The organism is Polaribacter sejongensis, from assembly GCF_038024065.1.
Taxonomy (GTDB): domain Bacteria; phylum Bacteroidota; class Bacteroidia; order Flavobacteriales; family Flavobacteriaceae; genus Polaribacter; species Polaribacter sejongensis.
The window spans coordinates 1,316,363-1,336,351 of the sequence record NZ_CP150667.1; the positions used below are offsets into that span (position 1 = coordinate 1,316,363).

Below are 19,989 nucleotides of genomic sequence, written 5' to 3' on the forward strand. Positions count from 1 at the left end.
AATCAAATATAAATAATAAGTCTAAATTTTACACAAAAAAATAGGTAACAAAAAGTAACAAAGTACTTTTCAAACGTAACAAAAAGTAACAAAAAAACAATGTATTAACAGTAATCGATTAAAAGTCAATTATTTAAACAAAAAAAAACAAGCTATACTTCTAACTTTTGAATAAACATCTCTAATTTTTCACCTTTAGGTACATTCATTTTCTTTCTTATTCTATAGCGTGTAACTTTTATTGCATCTGAACTTGAATTTCTAATTGATGCTATTTCTTTAACCGATAAATTTAACCTTAATAATGAGCATACTTCTCTTTCTGTTTTAGTAAGCTCTTTATAAGTAGTAACTAACATATTATCAAAACCATCATTAATTATATCAATCTTATTTTTAAGCAAAGTTAATTTACTATCTGTTGTAATTTGTTGCTGAATTTTAAAAGATAAATCTTTAATATAGTTTTTCACTTCAACTGAATCAATAGATTCTCTTTGATTTTTAAGTTTTAATAAAAGTTGTTTTAAAAACTCTAATCTCATTGAATTATCTGCAACTAAACTTCTTATATCTGTTTCAGATCTTTTAAACTTTTGCTGTAAAACTTCTTTTTTAATTTTCTCTTTTTCTAAATTTCCTTGTATTATTTTATTTTTATTAACTGAATTTCTATATAGTAAAACAACAAGAGGAATACCCAATAATAAAAAAACAAAAATTATAATTAAGTACAATCTCTTTTCAAAAACTTCTTCTTGATTTAATATTTGCAAATTTTTGGTTTCTACCTTGTGCTTATTTTCTAACTCAGTCTCTTCAAGTGTGTTTGTTAATTGAGATTTAATAATAGAGTCTGAATAAATTTTATGTTTTTGTTGATATAGGTAAGCTGCTTTATAATTTTTCAATGAATAGTTAACCTTTGAAATTGAGCTATAAGATTTTGCTAACCTCAGTTTAAAATTTTCCTCTTCTGCTACTACAATAGCAGAATCTAAATATTTCTCAGCTTTATCGTATTCGTCCAATTCACTATATGCGGCCGCAATGTTATGATAACTTACAGTTATAAGTAGTTTCTTATTTTCCTTTTTAGCATATTTTAAAACTAAACTTCTAATATTTATTACCTCAGCATATCTTCCCTGTTTATAATACGTATTCGCTATGTTATTATAAACATTATAAACTCTATTTTCTTTCTTTATTTTTTTAAAAAGGTAAAGCGCTTTATTATAAAAATAAATTGATGAATCTAATTTTTTTAATCTAGTATAGTAATTCCCTAAATGTAGATAACCTTTTCCTCTTAATGTTTCACTTCCTCCTTCACTTAATTTCAATCCTTTTTTATAGAATTCAAATTCTTTATCCATTTGGTTTTTATATCGATATACATATCCAATATCAAAATAAACAGAAGCTAAACGTTCTATATCATTATTATCTTTAAAGATATCTTTTGCTTTATTAAAATACCTAAGACTCGTACTTAAATTACCTTCATTTTTCTCTACAAATCCTAATTTAAATAAAGCCCTACCTTCCATCAAATTATTCTTACCCTTATTTAAAGCCAAAGCTTCTCGATAAAAATATTCCGCTTTATTACTATTTTTAGAATAAAAATACTCGCCACATTCATATAAAAACAGTGCTTTTTTTTCGTCTGTTTTTATAGATTTTACAATTTCTTTTTTTGAAATAAAAATAGAATCTAGATTCTGAGAGTTGCTTTTTAAAATAAAAAGAAATAAAAAGAAGAATATAGTTTTGAAGTACATTTTTTTGTTAGTGCTATTTTTACTTTTACAAAACAATAGATATCACAAAAGTTAAAGCAAAATACAACTAAAATTAATATCAATAAAAAAAACGATGTAAAAAAAAGGCAAAACGAATCGTTTTGCCTTTTTTATCTTTTAAGAAACCCATTCTTTAGGATTTTCTAAAACCTTAATCAACCTTTCTTCTTCAGAATTTTCTTCTGGTTGATGGTTGTATTTCCATTGTACAATTGGCGGTAAACTCATTAAAATACTTTCTATCCTTCCGTTTGTCTTTAAGCCAAACAAAGTACCTCTATCATGCACTAAATTGAATTCTACATAACGTCCTCGTCTTACCTCTTGCCAATCTTTATGTTCTTTTGTAAACGAAATTTCTTTTCGTTTTTCTACAATTGGCACATAACTTTCTAAGAAACTATCTCCTACTTCTGTTACAAAATTGAATCTATCTTCTATAGAAAATTCTTCAGTTTCCTTTTGATAATCGAAAAATAAACCTCCTATTCCTCTTGCTTCATTTCTGTGAGCATTCCAGAAATACTCATCACAAACTTTTTTAAACTTCGGATAAAATTCTGGATCATGTTGGTCACAAGCAGATTTACATACTGTATGGAAATGAGTAGCATCTTCATCAAATAAATAATACGGCGTTAAATCTTGTCCACCACCAAACCACTGTGTAACGATGTTTCCTGCTTCGTCATACATTTCAAAATAGCGCCAATTTGCGTGCACTGTTGGCACAAATGGACTTATTGGATGTAAAACGAGACTCAATCCACAAGCAAAGAAATTTCCTTCTTTTACTTTAAACTGCTTCCTTAACGCTTCTGGTAATTCGCCATGAACAGCAGATATGTTTACACCACCTTTTTCAAAAACTTTTCCGTTTTCAATCACACGAGTTCTTCCACCTCCACCTTCTTCTCTTTTCCAAAGGTCTTCTTGAAATTTAGCTCCGCCATCTACCTCCTCTAACTTAGAAGTAATTGTGTCTTGTAAGTTTTCTATGTATTTATAAAATTGATCTTTCATTTAATTGCAATTTTAGTCATATTTATTTTTTTAGTGGTTAGCAATAGCGTTTCTACTACAGCCAAAAAGCAGTAATAAAAAAAACCAAAACTAATAGCCGTATGTGGTCTTTCCATAAACTCTCCACTTGCTGTTAAAGTTTCAAAATATCCAGACGAATTTAAAAATTCTTGTGTTAGTCCTAATTCTCCAAAAACACCATTTGAAAAAAGAGTGATAAAGATAAGTATAAAGTATAAAATTGCTGCCGAAATAGAAAACAGTATCGCTCTACTTCGTATCTGAATATCGACTTCTGAAAATGCAAAGCGCATTCTATTTAATACAACTAACAAGTATATAATTAATATATCATTGCCTTCCATTGCTGACGAAAATCCCCAGGCAAATAAACCATAAAAAGGCACCAACAGAAACAAAGATAATCTTTTAGGCATAACAGCCATAAATACACCTGAATGTACCATTATAAACTCAAAAACCATTAAGATAGCCATTGAAGATATTTTAGAAACATCAGAAGCTTCTGGTTGAAACCAAATAACAGAAAATTGATAAGCAATAATAAGTTTCATTATTATGCCTGCATACTCAAAAGGTTTGTCGTATTTTTTTAAAAAATTCACTTACTATTTTCGGTATTTAATAAGGCCACCGTTTTTACAGATGCAGCTGTTACAGAAAGTGGTAAAACGATAATGATTCCTATAATTGGAATTAACATACAGAGCATAAAAACAATTCCATTACCAATAGCAAAACCTTTCTTTTTTCCTACAAAGTTGATGCTATCTTTATAATTAAAATGTCTTTCTAAAGTATAATCCATATTTCCGAAACCGACATAATAAGCTTGTAATAAAAATAATAAAGCGGTAAAAACAATTCCTATTAAGGGAATAAAACTTAATAATAACAACGGAATCGTTAACATTAATTCTTTACTTATGTTTCTTAAACTAATTCTAATACCTCTAATTAATTGTTCTTGAAAGCTCGTTTTTCTGTGGTTGTCTTTTAAATCTCCAATGATATGAATTTCTATCTTTTCTGATACAGGACTCATAAATGGTGCTGATAAAGCCATTACAATATGCTTGTACAGTAAAAAACCAATAACCAAAACAAAGAGTCCTCCAATTACAGATGTAATGGTTGTAAATGTTTCTTTTCCCCAATCCCAAATCCAGATTTTAGCTAAAAAAGCACCAATATTATCTGATAATCCGTAGGCTGTAAAACCAATAATTGTTGCCGTTACCACACTAATTACTATGGGAATTATAAAATATTTCCAAAGTTTTAATTGAGATATTAAACCAAAAGAACCTGCGTAGGCACTAATACCTGAAAGTATATTTTTAATCATTAGCGTTGGCTTGCGTTAGCGATTGAAATGGCATCCTTTTTTAATGTCAGTTCGAGTAAATTTGCTTTTTTGCAAATTTGTATCGAGAACAAATTAAAAAAGATATAATGTAAAGCGCGACTTTGTGTTGTTTTTTCAACACAAAGTAACGCCCAAATATTTATTTTATGAAGCTTTATACTCTTTTACCGCGTCTATAAATGCTTTTGCATTTTCTAACGGAATGTTAGGTAAAATACCATGACCAAGGTTTACAACTAACTTGTCTTTACCAAATTCATTAATCATTTGATGTACCATTGTTTTAATAACTTCCGGTGGCGAAAACAATCTTGTAGGATCGAAATTACCTTGTAAAGTAATATTGCCTCCAGACAATTTACGGGCAGTTTTTGGAGAACACGTCCAATCTACACCTAAAGCCGAAGCGCCAGATTTAGACATCTCGTCTAAAGCAAACCAACAACCTTTACCAAAAGCAATTACCGGAGTACTATCTTTTAAAGCATCGATAATTTGCTGCATATATTGCCAAGAAAATTCTTGATAATCTACTGGAGATAACATTCCTCCCCAAGAATCAAAAACCTGAACGGCATCTACACCAGCTTCAACTTTTGCTTTTAAATACGCAATAGTTGTGTCTGTAATTTTTTGTAATAAAGAATGTGCTACCACAGGGTTTGTGAAACATAATTCTTTTGCTTTATCAAAGTTTTTAGAACCTTGTCCTTGTACACAATAACAAAGAATTGTCCAAGGTGAACCTGCAAAACCGATTAATGGCACTTCATCATTCAGCTTTTCTTTGGTTGCTTTAATAGCTTCCATAACATAGCCTAAAGTATCTTGAATATCTGGAACAATTACGGAATCTAAATCTTTTTGAGTACGAATTGGATTCGGTAAATAAGGTCCGAAATCTGGTTTCATTTCCACATGAATATTCATTGCTTGTGGAATTACCAAGATATCTGAAAACAGAATTGCAGCATCCATTCCGTATCTACGAATTGGTTGCACCGTAATTTCTGATGCTAACTCTGGAGTTTGGCAACGTGTAAAAAAATCGTACTTTTTCTTGATTTCTTGAAATTCTGGTAAATATCTACCTGCTTGACGCATCATCCAAACTGGTGGACGGTCTACAGTTTCTCCTTTTAAAGCTCTTAAAAATAAATCGTTTTTTATCATCTTATATGTTTTTGTTACCTAGGTTGTATTCTTCTTCCCCTAAGCAGTAATTTTCTATATCTTTATTATTTCCATACACCACTAAAACGTCATTTTCCATCACTATGGTTTCTGAATTTACTCGCCCAATACTCTGTTTAACACTATGTTTTTTACCCATAAAATTTCGTTCATATTTCTCACGAATAATAGTAATTAAGGTCAGTTGATATTTATTTGTGGTATCTAATTCTTTTAATGTTTTACCAATAAAATCTTTTTTTGCTTTTACTTCTGAAATCGTAAAATTATCGTCCAATTGATAGTTTTCTAAAGTAGATTTAAAATTGATTTGCTTGGTTAATCGGTTTGCTGAATCTTGTTCTGGATGTATAATAGCGTATACTCCCATCGCTTCGAGCACTGTATCATGAATAGAAGATAATGCACGACTGATAATTTTTACATCACATAGTTTTTTTACAATTGCTGTGGTAATAATTGCGGCTCCTTCATTCTCCCCAATAGCAACAATAACCTTATCGGCATCTTTTAATGGTACCGCATTGTAAGCTAGTTCATTGGTAGAATCCATACAAATGGCATGAGAAACTTGGTCTTTTAATAAGTTAATTTTCTCCATTTGTTTGTCTATAGCAATTACTTCGTTGCCAGTTTCGGTTAGCCTTAATGCGAGTGCGTGTCCAAAATTTCCAAGTCCAATAACTATTATTTTCATTTGTATAAATTTATTTAATTCGTTATAAACTAGCCTTAGTTAATTAAAATATTTTCTTTTGGATATTCATAAAATTGATGATTGATTTGTCGTAATAAACCAATCATTAAATTGAGCATTCCTATTCTACCTATAAACATGACCAAAATGATAACGTATTTGCTAGACTCTGTTAATATGGGCGTAAAATTTAAGCTTAATCCAACGGTACTATATGCCGAAAAACATTCAAAAATAACAGATAATATTGGAGTGTCTTTGGGTTCAAAAATTAATAAAGCCAGAATAGCAGTTCCAATTACAATAAGCGAGATACATAAAATTGCAAAGGCTCTACTTGTTGATTCTGATGAAATCCGTTTTCCAAATATTTCTGTACGACTTTTACCTCTAGAAACCGTAAAAATATTTAATGTTGCTAATGCAATAGTGCTTGTTTTTACACCACCTCCTGTTGATGCAGGAGAGGCTCCAACCCACATTAAAAATATTACAAACAATAATGATGGCACAGTCATTTGGCTATAATCTATCACATTAAACCCAGCTGTTCTAGGACTTACCGAATTAAACGCAGCATTTGTGAGTTTACCTACAATTGTAGTATGCTCTAGCATCGTATTATTATATTCTGAAATAAAGAAAAACACCCACCCCGTAACAAGCAAGATAGCCGTAGTATAGATTACAATTTTTGTATTTAATGTAATAATTGGCACGCGTTTATGTATCGTATTTTTTTGAAATAACTCTATAACCGATATTTTAATTTTTTTGTAGAAATTAAATATAATATTGTGCCCTAAACCACCAAAAATAATAAGCATCATAATAACCCATTGAAAGCTATAATTAAAACGGATACTTTCTTGAAATAATCCAGAAGGAATAATAGAAAAACCGGCATTACAAAATGCTGAAATAGAATGAAATACAGAAAAGAACAACTTGTTTTTAATTACCATATTATCTGCCACTGAAAAATAGATAAATACCGCACCAATTAGTTCTAAAACAACCGTAAAGGCAACTACATTCAATGCCGCTCTAAAAACATCTTTCAATCCTTCTTGAGCAAGAAAATCGCGTGTATTTAAACCTTCTTTAAAGGAAGAACTTCCTCTAAAAAAAAAAGCAAAAAATGAGGTAAAAGTCAAAATCCCTAACCCACCTAATTGAATTAAAACCAATATAATAGATTGTCCTATCGTGGTAAAATCATGACTGGTATCTAAAACAGCTAAACCCGTAACACAAACCGAACTTGTAGCCGTAAAAAGAGCATTTGTAAATGTTATTCCATTAGAGGTAGCACTTGGTAGCATCAATAAGAATGCTCCTAAAACAGCTAAAATGAAAAAACTCCCTACAAATACAATAGCAGGGTTAAAGTAAACTTCATAAATGTAGCGAACTAAAACAAGTAACCTTAAAAGAAAGTATAAAATAAGCCCAAACTCTAGAGTTGGTTTTATTTTCTGTAAGATAAAATGATAATCATTATTAAAATGAACAACAGAAACAACAATAGAAATAATAAGTAAAACAGCAATAATTGCAATGTTTACTAATGCAATATTCTTGGTTTTCTTATATTTTCCAGCAAAAAACTTAATGGCGTTAAACACCAATAATGCGGTAGATAAAACGATTAATCCAAAAACATGTGGTGATGTAAAGTTATCTGCATGATCGTAACCAAAATCAAAAACAATAAAAAACAATACAATAATATCGAAAAACCGATAAATGTAATTTAGTAATGATTGTTTTCTTAATTTAGGCATTTTAATACTTAATTACTTTCTGCAACCTTTTTCATTCCTGCATCAATAGCTTTACTTATTTTCTTAATATCCTTGTCTGATAAAGCTGATGATAAAAACCATGCTTCAAACTGACTTGGAGGTAAGAAAACTCCGTTTCTAATCATTTCCCAGAAAAACACTGCAAACTTTTTAGTATCTGATAATTGTGCTTCTACAAAGTTGGTAACTTCACTATTTACAAAGAAAGGATTTAACATAGAACCAAATCTATTTACTGTTAAAGCTACATTGTATTTCTTAGCCGTTTCTAATAAAATTACTTCTAAAATAGCACCAGTTTCTTCAAATTGTTTATACGGATTTTGCTTTTTCAGTTCCGTTAAAGTTGCAATTCCACCTGCCATTGCAATTGGATTTCCACTTAACGTTCCTGCTTGATACATTCCGCCTAAAGGCGCAACTTCTTGCATAATTTCTTCTCTTGCTCCGTAAGCTCCTACGGGGAAACCTCCACCAATAACTTTACCTAAACACGTAATATCTGCTTCTACGCCTAATAATTCTTGCGCTCCACCAAACTTAGAACGGAAACCTGTCATTACCTCATCTACAATTAATAAGGCTCCTTTAGATTCTAAGTATTTTTTTAATTCTACTAAGAAATTATCTTCAGGAACAACAACTCCCATATTACCTGCAATTGGTTCAATAATTACTCCTGCAATATTGTCGTCGTTTTCAAAATGTTTTTTTACACTTTCTAAATCGTTATAATTAGAAATTAATGTGTTCTTAACAGCTCCTTCAGGAACTCCTTTAGAACCGGGTAAACTTAAAGTCATTAAACCAGAACCTGCAGCGACTAATAACGCATCTTGATGCCCATGGTAACAACCTGCAAATTTTATAATTTTATCTTTTCCGGTAAATGCTCTTGCCAAACGGATTCCGCTTAAAACAGCTTCTGTACCAGAATTTACAAAACGGACTTTATCCATTCCTGGAAAAGCATCACAAACTATTTTTGCTAATTTTATTTCGTTTTCTGTTGATGCACCAAAAGAATATCCTTTTTGTAATGCTTTTTCAACAGCTTTTTGTACTTTTTTATGTCTGTGACCTAAAATCATTGGCCCGTAAGAAAGTACTAAATCTATATATTTATTACCATCAACATCGGTAATTTTAGTTCCTTTTGCTTTTTTGATAAACAACGGATTTCCTCCAACTGATGAAAAGGCTCTTACAGGAGAATTTACCGCTCCAACAAGATTTTTTAATCCTTTTTTATATAATTTTTCTGATTTCTTGAATTCCATTTTTCTAGATTTTTGTCTGGTCGAGCGCAGTCGAGACCTTTATAAAACCTCTCGACTGCGCTCGAGGTGACATTGTAACTTTATTTTCTCAACAGTACTCTTGCTGCTTCTTTAGCAAAATACGTAATAATAATATCAGCTCCTGCTCTTTTCATAGACAGTAAGCTTTCCATCATTACTTTTTCACCATCAATCCAACCTTTTTCTGCCGCGGCTTTTACCATTGCATATTCCCCACTTACATTGTAACATGCAATCGGACGGTCGAAATTGTTTTTTAAATCTCTAATAATATCTAAATAAGACAATGCTGGTTTTACCATTAAGATATCAGCTCCTTCTTGATCGTCAAAAGTTGCTTCACGCATTCCCTCGTCTCTGTTTGCAGGATCCATTTGATAGGTTCTTCTGTCTCCAAAGGTTGGTGCAGAATCTGCAGCATCTCTAAAAGGACCGTAAAAAGCCGATGAATATTTTACAGCATACGCCATAATTGGTAAGTCTACAAAGCCTGTATTGTCTAAAGACTGACGAATCATATCAATCGTTCCGTCCATCATTCCAGATGGCGCAACCATATCTACACCTGCTTTTGCATGCGATATAACTTGTTTAGCAATATTGACTAACGTAGCGTCATTATCTACATCATTGTCATGAATAATTCCGCAATGACCGTGAGAAGTATATTCACAAAAACAAACGTCTGTAATTACATATAAACTTGGGTAGTTTTTCTTGATAAAACGAATTGCTTGTTGCATAATTCCGTTATCATTCCAAGTTTCTGTTCCTTCATCATCTTTTGTAGATGGAATTCCGAATAACAAAACAGCAGGAATATTTAATTCAACCACCTCATCTAATTCTTTAGAAATCCGATCTAAAGAAAAACGTTTGATTCCTGGCATAGAAACAATTTCAGTTTCTATATTTTCTCCTTCTTCAATAAAAAGTGGATAAATAAAATCGTCTACAGATACTTTAGTTTCTCTAACTAATCTTCTAATTCCTTCTGTTTTTCTTAATCTACGAGTTCTAAACATCAATTTTTACTTATGTCAGGTCGAGCGCAGTCGAGACCTAATTTATAAAAAACTCTCGACTGCGCTCGAGGAGACATTCTTTATTATTTTGAATAATACAAGTTCACCAATTCTACAAGGATTTAAAAAACTTGCAGAATATTTGTAAACTTGTAATATGCATTAGAGATTGAAACCTTTCGACTTCCCTCAACACAGGCTTCTTCCTTTTTTCTTATTCGAAAAAAGATATAGTGTAAAGCCCATTAAAACGCCCAAATAATTATCTTTTTTAATACCTATAAATTTATATCCCTTGCAGGAAATACGTCTTTATCTTGAATAATACAAGTTCACCAATTCTAGAAGACTATCTACACTTGGCATGTTTGCTACTTCTACTTTTTCAAAATATTTTCTTGCTTCTACTGCTGTAGTTTCTCCAATACAAAAAGCAACTCTATCTGGGTTGTTTTCTTCTAAATAGCTTTCAATTCCTGATGGACTGTAAAACAAAACTCCAGAAACTTCATCATCAATTTTTTCTGAACTTAACATGGTCTTGTAAGCCTCTATTTCAGTTACTTGTATACCTTCAGCTTTTAAAGAAGCTGGTAAAACATCTAACCTTAGATTACTACAAAAATAAGTTACTTTTTTAGTGTCTAATTCTTCTGCTAAGTATTCCGCTAATTTCTTAGCATTTTTTGCAGCATGTGCAACTTTACCAATTCTGTTTTCAATCAGTTTTTTAGTTCTTCTACCTACACAGTAAATATTCTTAAAATTCATTTCATCTCTTGTGAAAGAATTTAAAAGTGCTTCCACTCCATTCTGACTTGTGATAATAACGTTTTTTATTTCGTTTTTCATCACCTTAGCAGGAATTCTATTAAAACGGATTTTAATAAAATCGCTATCTTTTATACCAATTTCTTCTGATAAAATTTCTTTTTGAAGCTCAGAAAGTTTCTTTGTAGAAAATATATTTTGTAATGTTTCAACAGCATCTTCTGCGTCTTCTGCCATTAATTCTTTTCCACCTTTGTTAATTACATAATCTGCACAATCTTTAGCTAAATAACGATGGCTACCAACTTTTGCTGTTTTAGCAACTGAAATCTTTTTAGAACCATCTTTTTTTAATAAAACGCCTCTAAAGCTTATCTCTTCTGTTTTTCCATCAATATAAGCAACAGCACCAATTGGTGCAGAACAACCACCTTCTAAAAGATGTAAAAACTCACGTTCTATTGTTGTACATATTTCTGTTTCTTTATGGTTTAATTGCTCACAAGCATCTAAAGAATAATCATCTTTTTGTAAACAAGTAACCATAATTGTACCTTGTCCTGGTGCAGGAGTCATCCAAGAAAGACTAATAGCGTCTTCTGGTTTTTTTCCAATACGGTATAAACCTGCAGCAGCAAAAATAGCTCCATCCCAAGTTTCACTTTCTTCTAATTTCTGTAAACGAGTATTTACATTTCCTCTTAAACCTTCTACCTTATGTGTTGGATATCTATCTAACCACATTGCTTTTCTACGCAAACTTCCGGTTGCAATAATTCCACCTGGTTGTCCAAAAAACTCTTCATTTCCTTTTAATAGTAAAACATCAGAATAATCATCACGCCTTAAAACAGCTGCTTGTGTAATTCCTTCTGGTAAAACTGTAGGTACATCTTTAAGAGAATGTACAGCAATATCAATATCACCATTTAACATAGCAACATCTAAATTTTTAGTAAAGACACCTGTAACTCCTAAATCATATAAGGGTTTGTCTAAAACAATATCTCCTAAAGATTTTATAGGAACAATTACAGACTCATAGCCTAATTCTTTTAATTCTTTGCGCACTTTATTAGCTTGCCAAAGCGCTAATTCGCTATCACGAGTTCCTATTTTTATTATTTTCTGCATGGAGTTTTTGATTAAGATTTAAAAACCTTATTAATTACTTGTAAGCTTTGTGTAACAGATGTTTCTTCATCTTTTAAGTGTTTCACAAATTGGGTGGTTATTTTCTGTATAAAACGTGACGTTAAAATTTCTGCCTGACTTTCATCAAAACCAGCTATTTTTTTCTTCTGAAAATTAATTTCGTCAGTTGTAATATTTTCTAATGATTTCTTTAAAGCAGCAATTGCAGGCGTAAACCTTCTATGGTTTAACCATTCATTAAACTCTGCTTTATGAGTCTCTATAATTGCTTCTGCATACGGTACTTCTTGCTGACGAACCGCTAAAGTTTCATGTGTAATTTTAGAAAGCTCATCTATATTTACTAAAGTAACATCTTTAAAATCAGCAACATCTTTTGCCACGTTTTCGGGCATCGATAAATCTAAAATTAATAAATCTTTATTTTTAGCAATAAGTTCTTTTGTAATAGTAGGTTTATCTGCTCCTGTAGAAACAATTAAAACATCTGCTTTTTCTATTTCATCAGATAAGTTTTCTATTACTGATTTTCTAATAGTAGCATGTTCTTTTACAAATTCTGTTGTTTTCTCTTCCGTTCTATTAATTAGACAAACAGATTTATTTTGTGTGTATTCTGCTAGGTTTTTACAAGTGTACTTCCCCATTTTACCCAAACCAAAAACTAAAATATTTTTAGAATTATAATCTGGTAAATGTTTAATAAGATATTGAATAGCAGCATAAGAAACAGAGGTTGTCCCAGAGCTTAATCTTGTTTCATTTTTAACTCTTTTACTTGCTTGCAATACAGAGTTAATCAACCTTTCTGAATACGCATTGGTCGTTTTTAAAGATTTTGCTACTTTGTAAGACTGTCTTAATTGCCCTACAATTTCGTAATCTCCTAAAATCTGACTTTCTAAGCCGGTACCAATTCTAAATAACTGATGTATTGCTTCTTGGTTTTTATAAACATTAGAAACTTTAGAGAACTCCTGAATGGTTCCTTCAGAAAACTCACACAACAATTCTATTAGTTGACATGGTCTTTCTGCAAAACCACTTATTTCTGTTCTGTTGCAGGTAGAGATAATAAAGACCCCTTTATACCCTCTCTCTTTTGAAAGTTTTAACAACGAAATTTGATTTTCTTTTGATAAAGAAAATTTTCCACGTGTGTTAGCATCCGCTTTTTTGTAACTAACGCCAATATTATAAAAGTGCTCTTGCCTGTGCTCTTGCATATTATTCTAAAAGTTGGACAAAAGTATAAACTTCAATTAGAAAAAAATGTCGCTTAAAGGACTATTTATATCGTTATATGTTTTTTAATTAATTTTTATCCATAAAACACCCGAAAAGCATTACTTTTGCTACGTAATTGAGTTTTTATTTCTTTTTATATAGAATGATTCTAAATAAAAAAAATGAAACTAAAAAGATAAGATATGTTCAAAAATGTCGGAGAAAGTACATTTGAAGAAATTACTTTAGAAAAAGGGTTTTATGTGCTTCATTTTCAGAACGAAAGTAAAGAAGTAGAAAACTTTGAAAGGAAAATAAATAATGCCTTTATACAAATCCACTTTTGTTTAAGAGGTAAATCTAAATTTTTATTCAATAATGGCACCTACTCTTTTGACGTTCTAGACAATAGAGCAATTTTATTATACAATCCTCAAGGGGTTTTACCAATCAATTTAGAGATTCAACCAAAAACTACATTGGTATCATTGTTAATTTCTATCGAAAAATTTCACTCTTTATTTTCTAAAGAATCTGGTTACATTCCTTTTTTAAGTAATGAGAACAGTAACAAGAAATATTACGACGACACAGAAATAAAACCAACTGTTTCTATTATTTTACAACAAATTATCAATTCTAAAACAAATAACTCTATTAGAGATTTATATGTTAGAGGTAAAGTATACGAATTGTTAAGCATCCATTTTCAGAAAGAAGAAAATCCGGAAGGTGAATTTTGTCCGTTTTTAGTAGATGAACAAAATGTTTTAAAAATTAGAAAAGCCAAAGAAATTATTATTGCAAGATTATCTGAACCACCAAGTTTACAAGAACTAGCGAATGAAATTGGTTTGAACATTAAAAAATTAAAAGAAGGTTTTAAACAAATTTACGGAGATACCGTTTATAGTTTTCTGTTTGATTATAAAATGGAATACGCTAGAAAATTACTAGAGAGCAATCAATATAATGTAAATGAAGTTGGTGTAAAAGTTGGTTATAGTACCTCTAGCCATTTTATTGCAGCCTTTAAAAAGAAATTTGGCACAACGCCTAAGAAGTATGTAATGAGTTTGAAAGAGTAATCAGTAATCAGTAATCAGTAATCAGTAATCAGTAATCAGTAATCAGTAATCAGTAATCAGTAATCAAAATTAAAAAATTGGAACAACTTACACATTACGACATAGAAAATAATCAAAAGCAATTTCCAATAACAATTGTTTGTGATGCCATTAGAACACCAGAAAACATAGGAATGTGTTTTAGAATTTCGGAAAGTTTTGGAGTGCAAAAAATTTATTTTCATGAGAATTCACCTACCACAGAAAATAGAATTGTAAAAAAGACGGCAAGAAATACCGTAAATCAAATTGAACATGACGTTTACAACAATTTTGATGCGCTAATACAGCAATTAAAGCAAGAAGGAAACACCATTATTGGTATAGAGATTACTGATAAAAGTATCGATATTCAAGATTTTAATTTTAAAAATTATGAAAAAATCGTATTACTTTTGGGGAGCGAAAGAAACGGAATTGAAAACATCAATTTACTAGACGAAACAATTGCAATACCAATGTACGGTAGAAACTCTAGTATGAATGTAATACATAGTTTAGCGATTACGTTGTATGAAGTTACAAACCAGTTGGCAGTAAGCAGTAAGCAGTAAGCAGTAAGCAAAAATTAAATTCTGAAACAAGTTCAGAACAAAAAACAAAATAACAAAAGTCTATTTTTCAACCTAAAAACTTGAAATTTTGAAGCTTTGAAACTTTTTTAAATGAAGGGAATATTACTTAACAATTTAGGATCACCAGACTCTACAGAGACACAAGACGTTAAAAATTATTTAGGAGAATTTTTAATGGATGAACGTGTAATTGACATTCCGTATTGGAAACGTTGGTTGCTAATTAACGGAATTATCTTACAAACAAGACCAAAAAAAGCAGGTGCTGCTTATAAAAAAATCTGGTGGAAAGAAGGTTCTCCGTTAGTGGTAATATCTCAAAGATTTACAGATAAAGTAATTAAAAAAGTAGACCTTCCGGTGGCTTTAGCTATGCGTTATGGTTCTATGACCATGGAAAAAGGGATTAAAGAATTGGTCGATAAAGGAGTTACAGAAATCTTTTTAGCACCATTATATCCGCATTACGCCATGTCTTCTTATGAAACGGTTGTTGTAAAGGCTGAAGAAATTTTAGCAGAGAAATATCCGCAAGTAAAATTAGACGTTTTACCTGCTTTTTATAATGAACCAGATTATATAAAAGCAATGAGTAACAACATTGCAAATCATTTAGAAGGGTTTGATTATGATCATATTTTGTTTTCTTATCACGGAATTCCAGAGCGTCATATCATGAAATCTGATGTTACCAAAAACCACTGTAAAATAGACGGTTCTTGTTGCGAACGTAATTCGGTTGCACACCACACATGTTACAGACACCAGTGTTTTGAAACGACCAAAGAAATTGCGAAAACCTTAAATTTAAAAGAAGGTATGTACAGCAATTCTTTTCAATCTCGTTTATTAAAAGACCCTTGGTTAAAACCATATACCGATTTTGAAATCGAGAAATTTCCAGGAGAAGGTAAAAAGAAACTAGCCGTAATTACCCCTGCATTTGTTGCAGATTGTTTAGAAACTTTAGAAGAAATTGCAATGGAAGGAAAAGACGAATTCTTAAAATTTGGTGGTACAGATTATAAACACATCCCTTGTATGAACGATAATGACGATTGGGTAGATGTGATGGTAAAATGGATTAACGACTGGAGAAAGAAGTAAACAGTAGTCAGTCTCTGTAAGCAACTGAAGTTTGTAAAAAACATTAATTCTAGTAAAATTATTAGAAGCTATTTCCTGCTTTACATTATATCTTTTTTCTTCTGTTCTCGATACTAATTTGCAAAAAAAGCAAATTCACTCGAACTGACAGAAAAAAGGATGCCATTTCAATCAGGGCTAAACTTGTTTGCAGGCTAAAAGCTTAATTTAAAATTATACCCATATTATGGATTTCCTTTACGTAAAAGCATTACATATTATCTTCGTAGTAACTTGGTTTGCGGGTTTATTTTACATAATTCGCTTATTTATTTACCATGTAGAAGCAGAAAAAAAACCAGAACCTGCTAAAGAAATTTTACAAACGCAATATAAATTAATGAGCAAAAGGTTGTGGTATATGATTACTTGGCCTTCCGCAATTTTGGCAAGTTTTTTTGCATTTTGGATGTTGTATAAAAATCCAATTTATTTAGAGATGCCTTGGATGCACGTTAAGCTAACCTTTGTTTTAGCCTTATACTTCTACCATTACTCTTGTCAGAAAATATACAAGCAACTACAAAACGATATCATAAAATATTCTGCTTTAAAATTAAGAATATGGAATGAGGTGGCAACACTTATCCTTTTTGCAGTGGTCTTTTTAGTTACGTTACAATCTGCCATCAACTGGATTTGGGGCGTTGCAGGAATCATTCTTTTTGGAGTTTTATTAATGCTAGGTATTAGACTCTACAAAAAAATTAGAGAAAAGAAATCTTGGGAAAAAGCCGAGAGAGAGGTGTTGGAAGACATCAAAGAAAATGAGCACAAGTAAAAACACTCTTACAAAGAATATAAAATGAAATTTGTAACTTTACAATATGGATATAAATCTTCAAAATAAAAAAATTGAATTGATACAATGGTTATCAACTCTAAACGATGTTTCTTTAATTGACAAACTAATAAAAATTAGAGAAAAAGAGAAAACAGACTGGTGGAATGAAATTTCAGTAGCAGAAAGAGAATCTATTAAAAAAGGTTTACTTGATGCGGAAAATGGAAAATTAACTTCTCATTCTAATGCAAAAAAGATTTATGAAAAGTGGCTTTAAAATCTTTTGGACTGACCACGCACTTTCTGAATTAGAACAAACTATAGGATATTTAGAAAACAAATGGACAGAAAAAGAATTGAGAATATTTTCAGCCAAACTAGATCATACAATAGAATTAATTTCAAAATCACCTGAAATATTCCCTACTTCGTTAGGTAAAAAAGGAATTCGAAGAGCAGTTGTGGAAAAACATAACACTTTGTACTATCTAATAAATAATGAAAGTATTGAGATTATATCATTATTTTCAAATCATAAAAATCCGAATAAAATAAAATTATAATACCATTATTAAAAATTGCTACTTGTAGTTTACTTATAAAAATAAACGTCTTTTTTATCTATGTTTTATGTAGTAAACTAATTACTTAAAAACAACGTAACTTTCAGAATAAAAACATGATCTTTTTCTGTAAACAGTCTCAGTTACTCACTGTAAACTGCTACTGAAAACTGTAAACTAAATTACCCTCTTATACTTTGCTCAAACGGAATTCTATTTACTATAGACCTACCTAAAGTAACTTCATCTGCATATTCTAATTCATCACCAACAGAAATTCCACGTGCAATTGTACTCGTAGTAATTTCAAATTTTTCTATTTGTTTAAAAATATAGAAATTGGTTGTATCGCCTTCCATGGTAGAACTTAAAGCAAAAATCAATTCTTTTACTTCTCCGCTTTCCACTTTTTTTACTAAGCTTTCTATTTTTAAATTCTGAGGACCAATTCCTTCAATAGGAGAAATCTTTCCTCCTAAAACATGATACAATCCATTAAATTGAGAGGTGCTTTCTATCGCCATTACATCTCTAATATCCTCTACCACACAGACTATCTCTGGATTTCTTTTTACATTATTACAGATATCACACAAAGCTGTATCAGAAATATTGTGACACTTTTCACAATTCTTTACATCATTTCTTAAATGCAATAAAGCCTCCGATAAAAACTTGGTATTATCCGAAGGTTGTTTTAATAAATGTAATACCAAACGCAATGCAGTTCTTTTACCAATTCCTGGTAAGCGAGAAACTTCATTTACGGCGTTTTCTAAAAGTTTTGATGAAAAATCCATAGCCGTCAAAATTACGAATTATCAATTATCATTTACGAATTAATCCTTTAAAATTTTTAAAAAGTATATCTTCGTAATTGTTAAATCGTAATTCGTAATTTATCTAATGCAACCACTTTACATACTCCTTTTAATAGTCGCTTATTTTACGGTATTAATCGGTATTTCTTACCTCACCGGAAAATCTGCAGACAATAAAACCTTTTTTAAGGCAGATAACTCTTCACCTTGGTATTTAGTTGCTTTTGGTATGATTGGCGCTTCACTTTCTGGCGTTACCTTTATCTCGGTTCCTGGTTGGGTAGAAACAGATTCTATGAGCTATTTTCAAATGGTTTTAGGGTATGTTGTTGGGTATGCAATTATTGGTTTGGTTTTACTTCCGTTGTATTACAAACTGAATCTAACTTCTATTTACACCTATTTACAAGATCGTTTTGGTAATTATTCTTACAAAACTGGCGCTAGTTTCTTTTTACTTTCTAGAATCGTTGGCGCTGCGTTCAGACTCTTTTTAGTTGCAAATGTGTTACAAGCAATTTTATTTGATGCTTACGGCGTTCCGTTTTGGGTAACTGTTTCCATTACTATTTTATTAATTTGGTTATATACTTTTAAAGGAGGTATCAAAACCATTGTATGGACAGATACTTTACAAACTTTATTTATGCTAATTGCGGTAGGCGTTTGTATCTACACCATTTCTAGCGAAATGAAAATTGACAATCTATTTACCTATGTTGCCGATAGCGAAATGTCTAAAACTTTCTTTTTTGATGACATAAAAGCTGGAAATTATTTCTGGAAGCAGTTTTTATCGGGTGCTTTTATTGCTGTTGTAATGACGGGTTTAGACCAAGATATGATGCAAAAAAACTTAACCTGTAGAAATTTAAAAGATGCGCAGAAAAACATGTTTTGGTTTACAATTGTGTTGGTAATTGTCAACTTTTTCTTTTTAGCATTAGGTATTTTATTAACAGATTACGCACAACAAGCAGGAATTGAAGCTCACAAAGACGAGCTTTTTCCAATTATTGCAACACAAGGAAACTTAGGTTTGGCTACTGCCCTATTCTTTTTATTGGGTTTAATTGCAGCAGCTTATTCTAGTGCAGATTCGGCCTTAACTTCATTAACCACTTCTTTTAGTATCGATATTTTAGAGATTGATAAAAAGAAAGATAAAAACGAACAAGAAAAAATTAGAAAGAAGATTCATATTATATTCTCTTTTGTATTGATTGCAACCATTCTAATCTTTAAATATTTTATTGCTGATGCTAGTGTTATTGCAAAAATATTCACGTTTGCAGGTTATACGTACGGACCTTTATTAGGTTTATATGCTTTTGGAATGTTTACTAAAATAAAAGTAAAAGATAAATTGATACCTGCCATTTGCATCATTGCTCCGATTCTTACGTATGTAATTAGTTTTTACTCTAAAGAAAAACTTGGTTTCGACTTTGGCTTTTTTGTATTGGTTTTAAACGGCTTTTTAACCTTTATTGGATTGTATTTAGCAAAGAAGTAATTTGGGTTGTTTCTAAGCTTATTTTTAGATAAATTCGTTAACTTGTGATGTTAAACAT

Annotated in this window: 19 protein-coding genes; 7 read left to right on the forward strand and 12 right to left on the reverse strand. The window is 30.8% G+C overall.

Going from position 1 to position 19,989, the window contains the following annotated elements; translation table 11 throughout:
* Positions 1 to 152 precede the first annotated feature (152 nt).
* From WHD08_RS05465 to hemA, 11 genes are all read right to left on the reverse strand, one after another.
* On the reverse strand, positions 153 to 1,787 hold the full coding sequence (locus WHD08_RS05465; protein WP_208888922.1) for a tetratricopeptide repeat protein: 1,635 nt from the start codon (positions 1,785 to 1,787) through the stop codon (positions 153 to 155).
* Positions 1,788 to 1,925: 138 nt separating this feature from the next.
* Positions 1,926 to 2,831 carry an oxygen-dependent coproporphyrinogen oxidase gene (hemF, locus tag WHD08_RS05470; protein ID WP_208888921.1) on the reverse strand — a complete coding sequence of 302 codons (906 nt, stop codon included), beginning with the start codon at positions 2,829 to 2,831 and terminating at the stop codon, positions 1,926 to 1,928.
* Positions 2,828 to 3,457 (reverse strand): hypothetical protein, encoded by a 630-nt coding sequence (locus WHD08_RS05475; RefSeq protein WP_208888920.1) that lies wholly within the window; start codon positions 3,455 to 3,457, stop codon positions 2,828 to 2,830. The genes hemF and WHD08_RS05475 overlap by 4 nt, the downstream gene beginning before the upstream one ends.
* A complete protein-coding gene (locus tag WHD08_RS05480; RefSeq protein WP_208888919.1) occupies positions 3,454 to 4,200 on the reverse strand; it encodes an EI24 domain-containing protein in 747 nt (248 codons plus the stop codon). Before WHD08_RS05480 ends, WHD08_RS05475 begins: the two co-directional genes overlap by 4 nt.
* Positions 4,201 to 4,365: 165 nt before the next feature.
* Positions 4,366 to 5,394, reverse strand: coding sequence for a uroporphyrinogen decarboxylase (gene hemE / locus WHD08_RS05485; protein ID WP_208888918.1), 1,029 nt, complete (start codon positions 5,392 to 5,394; stop codon positions 4,366 to 4,368).
* Position 5,395: 1 nt separating this feature from the next.
* Complete coding sequence (locus tag WHD08_RS05490; protein WP_208888917.1) at positions 5,396 to 6,112, reverse strand: potassium channel family protein; 717 nt, start codon at positions 6,110 to 6,112, stop codon at positions 5,396 to 5,398.
* Positions 6,113 to 6,147: 35 nt separating this feature from the next.
* Positions 6,148 to 7,899: a TrkH family potassium uptake protein gene (locus WHD08_RS05495; protein WP_208888916.1), complete on the reverse strand. Its 1,752-nt coding sequence runs from the start codon at positions 7,897 to 7,899 to the stop codon at positions 6,148 to 6,150.
* An 8-nt stretch (positions 7,900 to 7,907) separates the two neighbouring features.
* Positions 7,908 to 9,200, reverse strand: coding sequence for a glutamate-1-semialdehyde 2,1-aminomutase (gene hemL / locus WHD08_RS05500; RefSeq protein WP_208888915.1), 1,293 nt, complete (start codon positions 9,198 to 9,200; stop codon positions 7,908 to 7,910).
* 80 nt (positions 9,201 to 9,280) lie between these two features.
* Positions 9,281 to 10,246 carry a porphobilinogen synthase gene (gene hemB, locus WHD08_RS05505; protein WP_208891227.1) on the reverse strand — a complete coding sequence of 322 codons (966 nt, stop codon included), beginning with the start codon at positions 10,244 to 10,246 and terminating at the stop codon, positions 9,281 to 9,283.
* Between the two features lie 312 nt (positions 10,247 to 10,558).
* Positions 10,559 to 12,151, reverse strand: a complete 1,593-nt coding sequence (gene hemC / locus WHD08_RS05510; RefSeq protein ID WP_208888914.1) for a hydroxymethylbilane synthase — start codon at positions 12,149 to 12,151, stop codon at positions 10,559 to 10,561.
* Positions 12,152 to 12,162: 11 nt separating this feature from the next.
* Positions 12,163 to 13,398: a glutamyl-tRNA reductase gene (gene hemA / locus WHD08_RS05515; RefSeq protein ID WP_208888913.1), complete on the reverse strand. Its 1,236-nt coding sequence runs from the start codon at positions 13,396 to 13,398 to the stop codon at positions 12,163 to 12,165.
* A 204-nt stretch (positions 13,399 to 13,602) separates the two neighbouring features.
* Between hemA and WHD08_RS05520 the strand changes: the two genes are divergently transcribed.
* From WHD08_RS05520 to WHD08_RS05545, 6 genes are all read left to right on the forward strand, one after another.
* Positions 13,603 to 14,487, forward strand: a complete 885-nt coding sequence (locus tag WHD08_RS05520; RefSeq protein WP_165730352.1) for a helix-turn-helix domain-containing protein — start codon at positions 13,603 to 13,605, stop codon at positions 14,485 to 14,487.
* Between the two features lie 77 nt (positions 14,488 to 14,564).
* Positions 14,565 to 15,080, forward strand: a complete 516-nt coding sequence (locus WHD08_RS05525; protein ID WP_208888912.1) for a TrmH family RNA methyltransferase — start codon at positions 14,565 to 14,567, stop codon at positions 15,078 to 15,080.
* Positions 15,081 to 15,191: 111 nt separating this feature from the next.
* Positions 15,192 to 16,208, forward strand: a complete 1,017-nt coding sequence (hemH, locus tag WHD08_RS05530; protein WP_208888911.1) for a ferrochelatase — start codon at positions 15,192 to 15,194, stop codon at positions 16,206 to 16,208.
* Positions 16,209 to 16,434: 226 nt separating this feature from the next.
* A complete protein-coding gene (locus WHD08_RS05535; RefSeq protein ID WP_208888910.1) occupies positions 16,435 to 17,028 on the forward strand; it encodes a CopD family protein in 594 nt (197 codons plus the stop codon).
* A 46-nt stretch (positions 17,029 to 17,074) separates the two neighbouring features.
* The gene (locus tag WHD08_RS05540; RefSeq protein WP_208888909.1) at positions 17,075 to 17,308 is read left to right on the forward strand and encodes a hypothetical protein; all 234 of its coding nucleotides are present in this window, start codon (positions 17,075 to 17,077) and stop codon (positions 17,306 to 17,308) included.
* Complete coding sequence (locus WHD08_RS05545; RefSeq protein ID WP_208888908.1) at positions 17,292 to 17,594, forward strand: type II toxin-antitoxin system RelE/ParE family toxin; 303 nt, start codon at positions 17,292 to 17,294, stop codon at positions 17,592 to 17,594. The genes WHD08_RS05540 and WHD08_RS05545 overlap by 17 nt, the downstream gene beginning before the upstream one ends.
* A 182-nt stretch (positions 17,595 to 17,776) precedes the next feature.
* Here the strand turns inward: WHD08_RS05545 and recR are convergent, their stop codons facing one another.
* Positions 17,777 to 18,394, reverse strand: a complete 618-nt coding sequence (gene recR / locus WHD08_RS05550) for a recombination mediator RecR (RefSeq protein ID WP_208888907.1) — start codon at positions 18,392 to 18,394, stop codon at positions 17,777 to 17,779.
* A 106-nt stretch (positions 18,395 to 18,500) separates the two neighbouring features.
* On the opposite strand from recR, the gene WHD08_RS05555 reads away from it, so the two are divergent.
* The gene (locus WHD08_RS05555) at positions 18,501 to 19,931 is read left to right on the forward strand and encodes a sodium:solute symporter (RefSeq protein ID WP_208888906.1); all 1,431 of its coding nucleotides are present in this window, start codon (positions 18,501 to 18,503) and stop codon (positions 19,929 to 19,931) included.
* Positions 19,932 to 19,989 lie beyond the last annotated feature (58 nt).

What these genes read in the sequence shown, in the direction of transcription:
- hemL (WP_208888915.1), bottom strand. Translation starts at nt 9,200, where the DNA reads ATGGAATTCAAGAAATCAGAAAAATTATATAAAAAAGGATTAAAAAAT.
- hemH (WP_208888911.1), top strand. Translation starts at nt 15,192, where the DNA reads ATGAAGGGAATATTACTTAACAATTTAGGATCACCAGACTCTACAGAG.
- recR (WP_208888907.1), bottom strand. Translation starts at nt 18,394, where the DNA reads ATGGATTTTTCATCAAAACTTTTAGAAAACGCCGTAAATGAAGTTTCT.
- WHD08_RS05540 (WP_208888909.1), top strand. Translation starts at nt 17,075, where the DNA reads ATGGATATAAATCTTCAAAATAAAAAAATTGAATTGATACAATGGTTA.
- WHD08_RS05495 (WP_208888916.1), bottom strand. Translation starts at nt 7,899, where the DNA reads ATGCCTAAATTAAGAAAACAATCATTACTAAATTACATTTATCGGTTT.
- hemA (WP_208888913.1), bottom strand. Translation starts at nt 13,398, where the DNA reads ATGCAAGAGCACAGGCAAGAGCACTTTTATAATATTGGCGTTAGTTAC.
- WHD08_RS05465 (WP_208888922.1), bottom strand. Translation starts at nt 1,787, where the DNA reads ATGTACTTCAAAACTATATTCTTCTTTTTATTTCTTTTTATTTTAAAA.
- WHD08_RS05545 (WP_208888908.1), top strand. Translation starts at nt 17,292, where the DNA reads ATGAAAAGTGGCTTTAAAATCTTTTGGACTGACCACGCACTTTCTGAA.
- WHD08_RS05555 (WP_208888906.1), top strand. Translation starts at nt 18,501, where the DNA reads ATGCAACCACTTTACATACTCCTTTTAATAGTCGCTTATTTTACGGTA.
- hemC (WP_208888914.1), bottom strand. Translation starts at nt 12,151, where the DNA reads ATGCAGAAAATAATAAAAATAGGAACTCGTGATAGCGAATTAGCGCTT.
- WHD08_RS05490 (WP_208888917.1), bottom strand. Translation starts at nt 6,112, where the DNA reads ATGAAAATAATAGTTATTGGACTTGGAAATTTTGGACACGCACTCGCA.
- WHD08_RS05520 (WP_165730352.1), top strand. Translation starts at nt 13,603, where the DNA reads ATGTTCAAAAATGTCGGAGAAAGTACATTTGAAGAAATTACTTTAGAA.
- WHD08_RS05535 (WP_208888910.1), top strand. Translation starts at nt 16,435, where the DNA reads ATGGATTTCCTTTACGTAAAAGCATTACATATTATCTTCGTAGTAACT.
- hemF (WP_208888921.1), bottom strand. Translation starts at nt 2,831, where the DNA reads ATGAAAGATCAATTTTATAAATACATAGAAAACTTACAAGACACAATT.
- hemE (WP_208888918.1), bottom strand. Translation starts at nt 5,394, where the DNA reads ATGATAAAAAACGATTTATTTTTAAGAGCTTTAAAAGGAGAAACTGTA.
- WHD08_RS05480 (WP_208888919.1), bottom strand. Translation starts at nt 4,200, where the DNA reads ATGATTAAAAATATACTTTCAGGTATTAGTGCCTACGCAGGTTCTTTT.
- hemB (WP_208891227.1), bottom strand. Translation starts at nt 10,246, where the DNA reads ATGTTTAGAACTCGTAGATTAAGAAAAACAGAAGGAATTAGAAGATTA.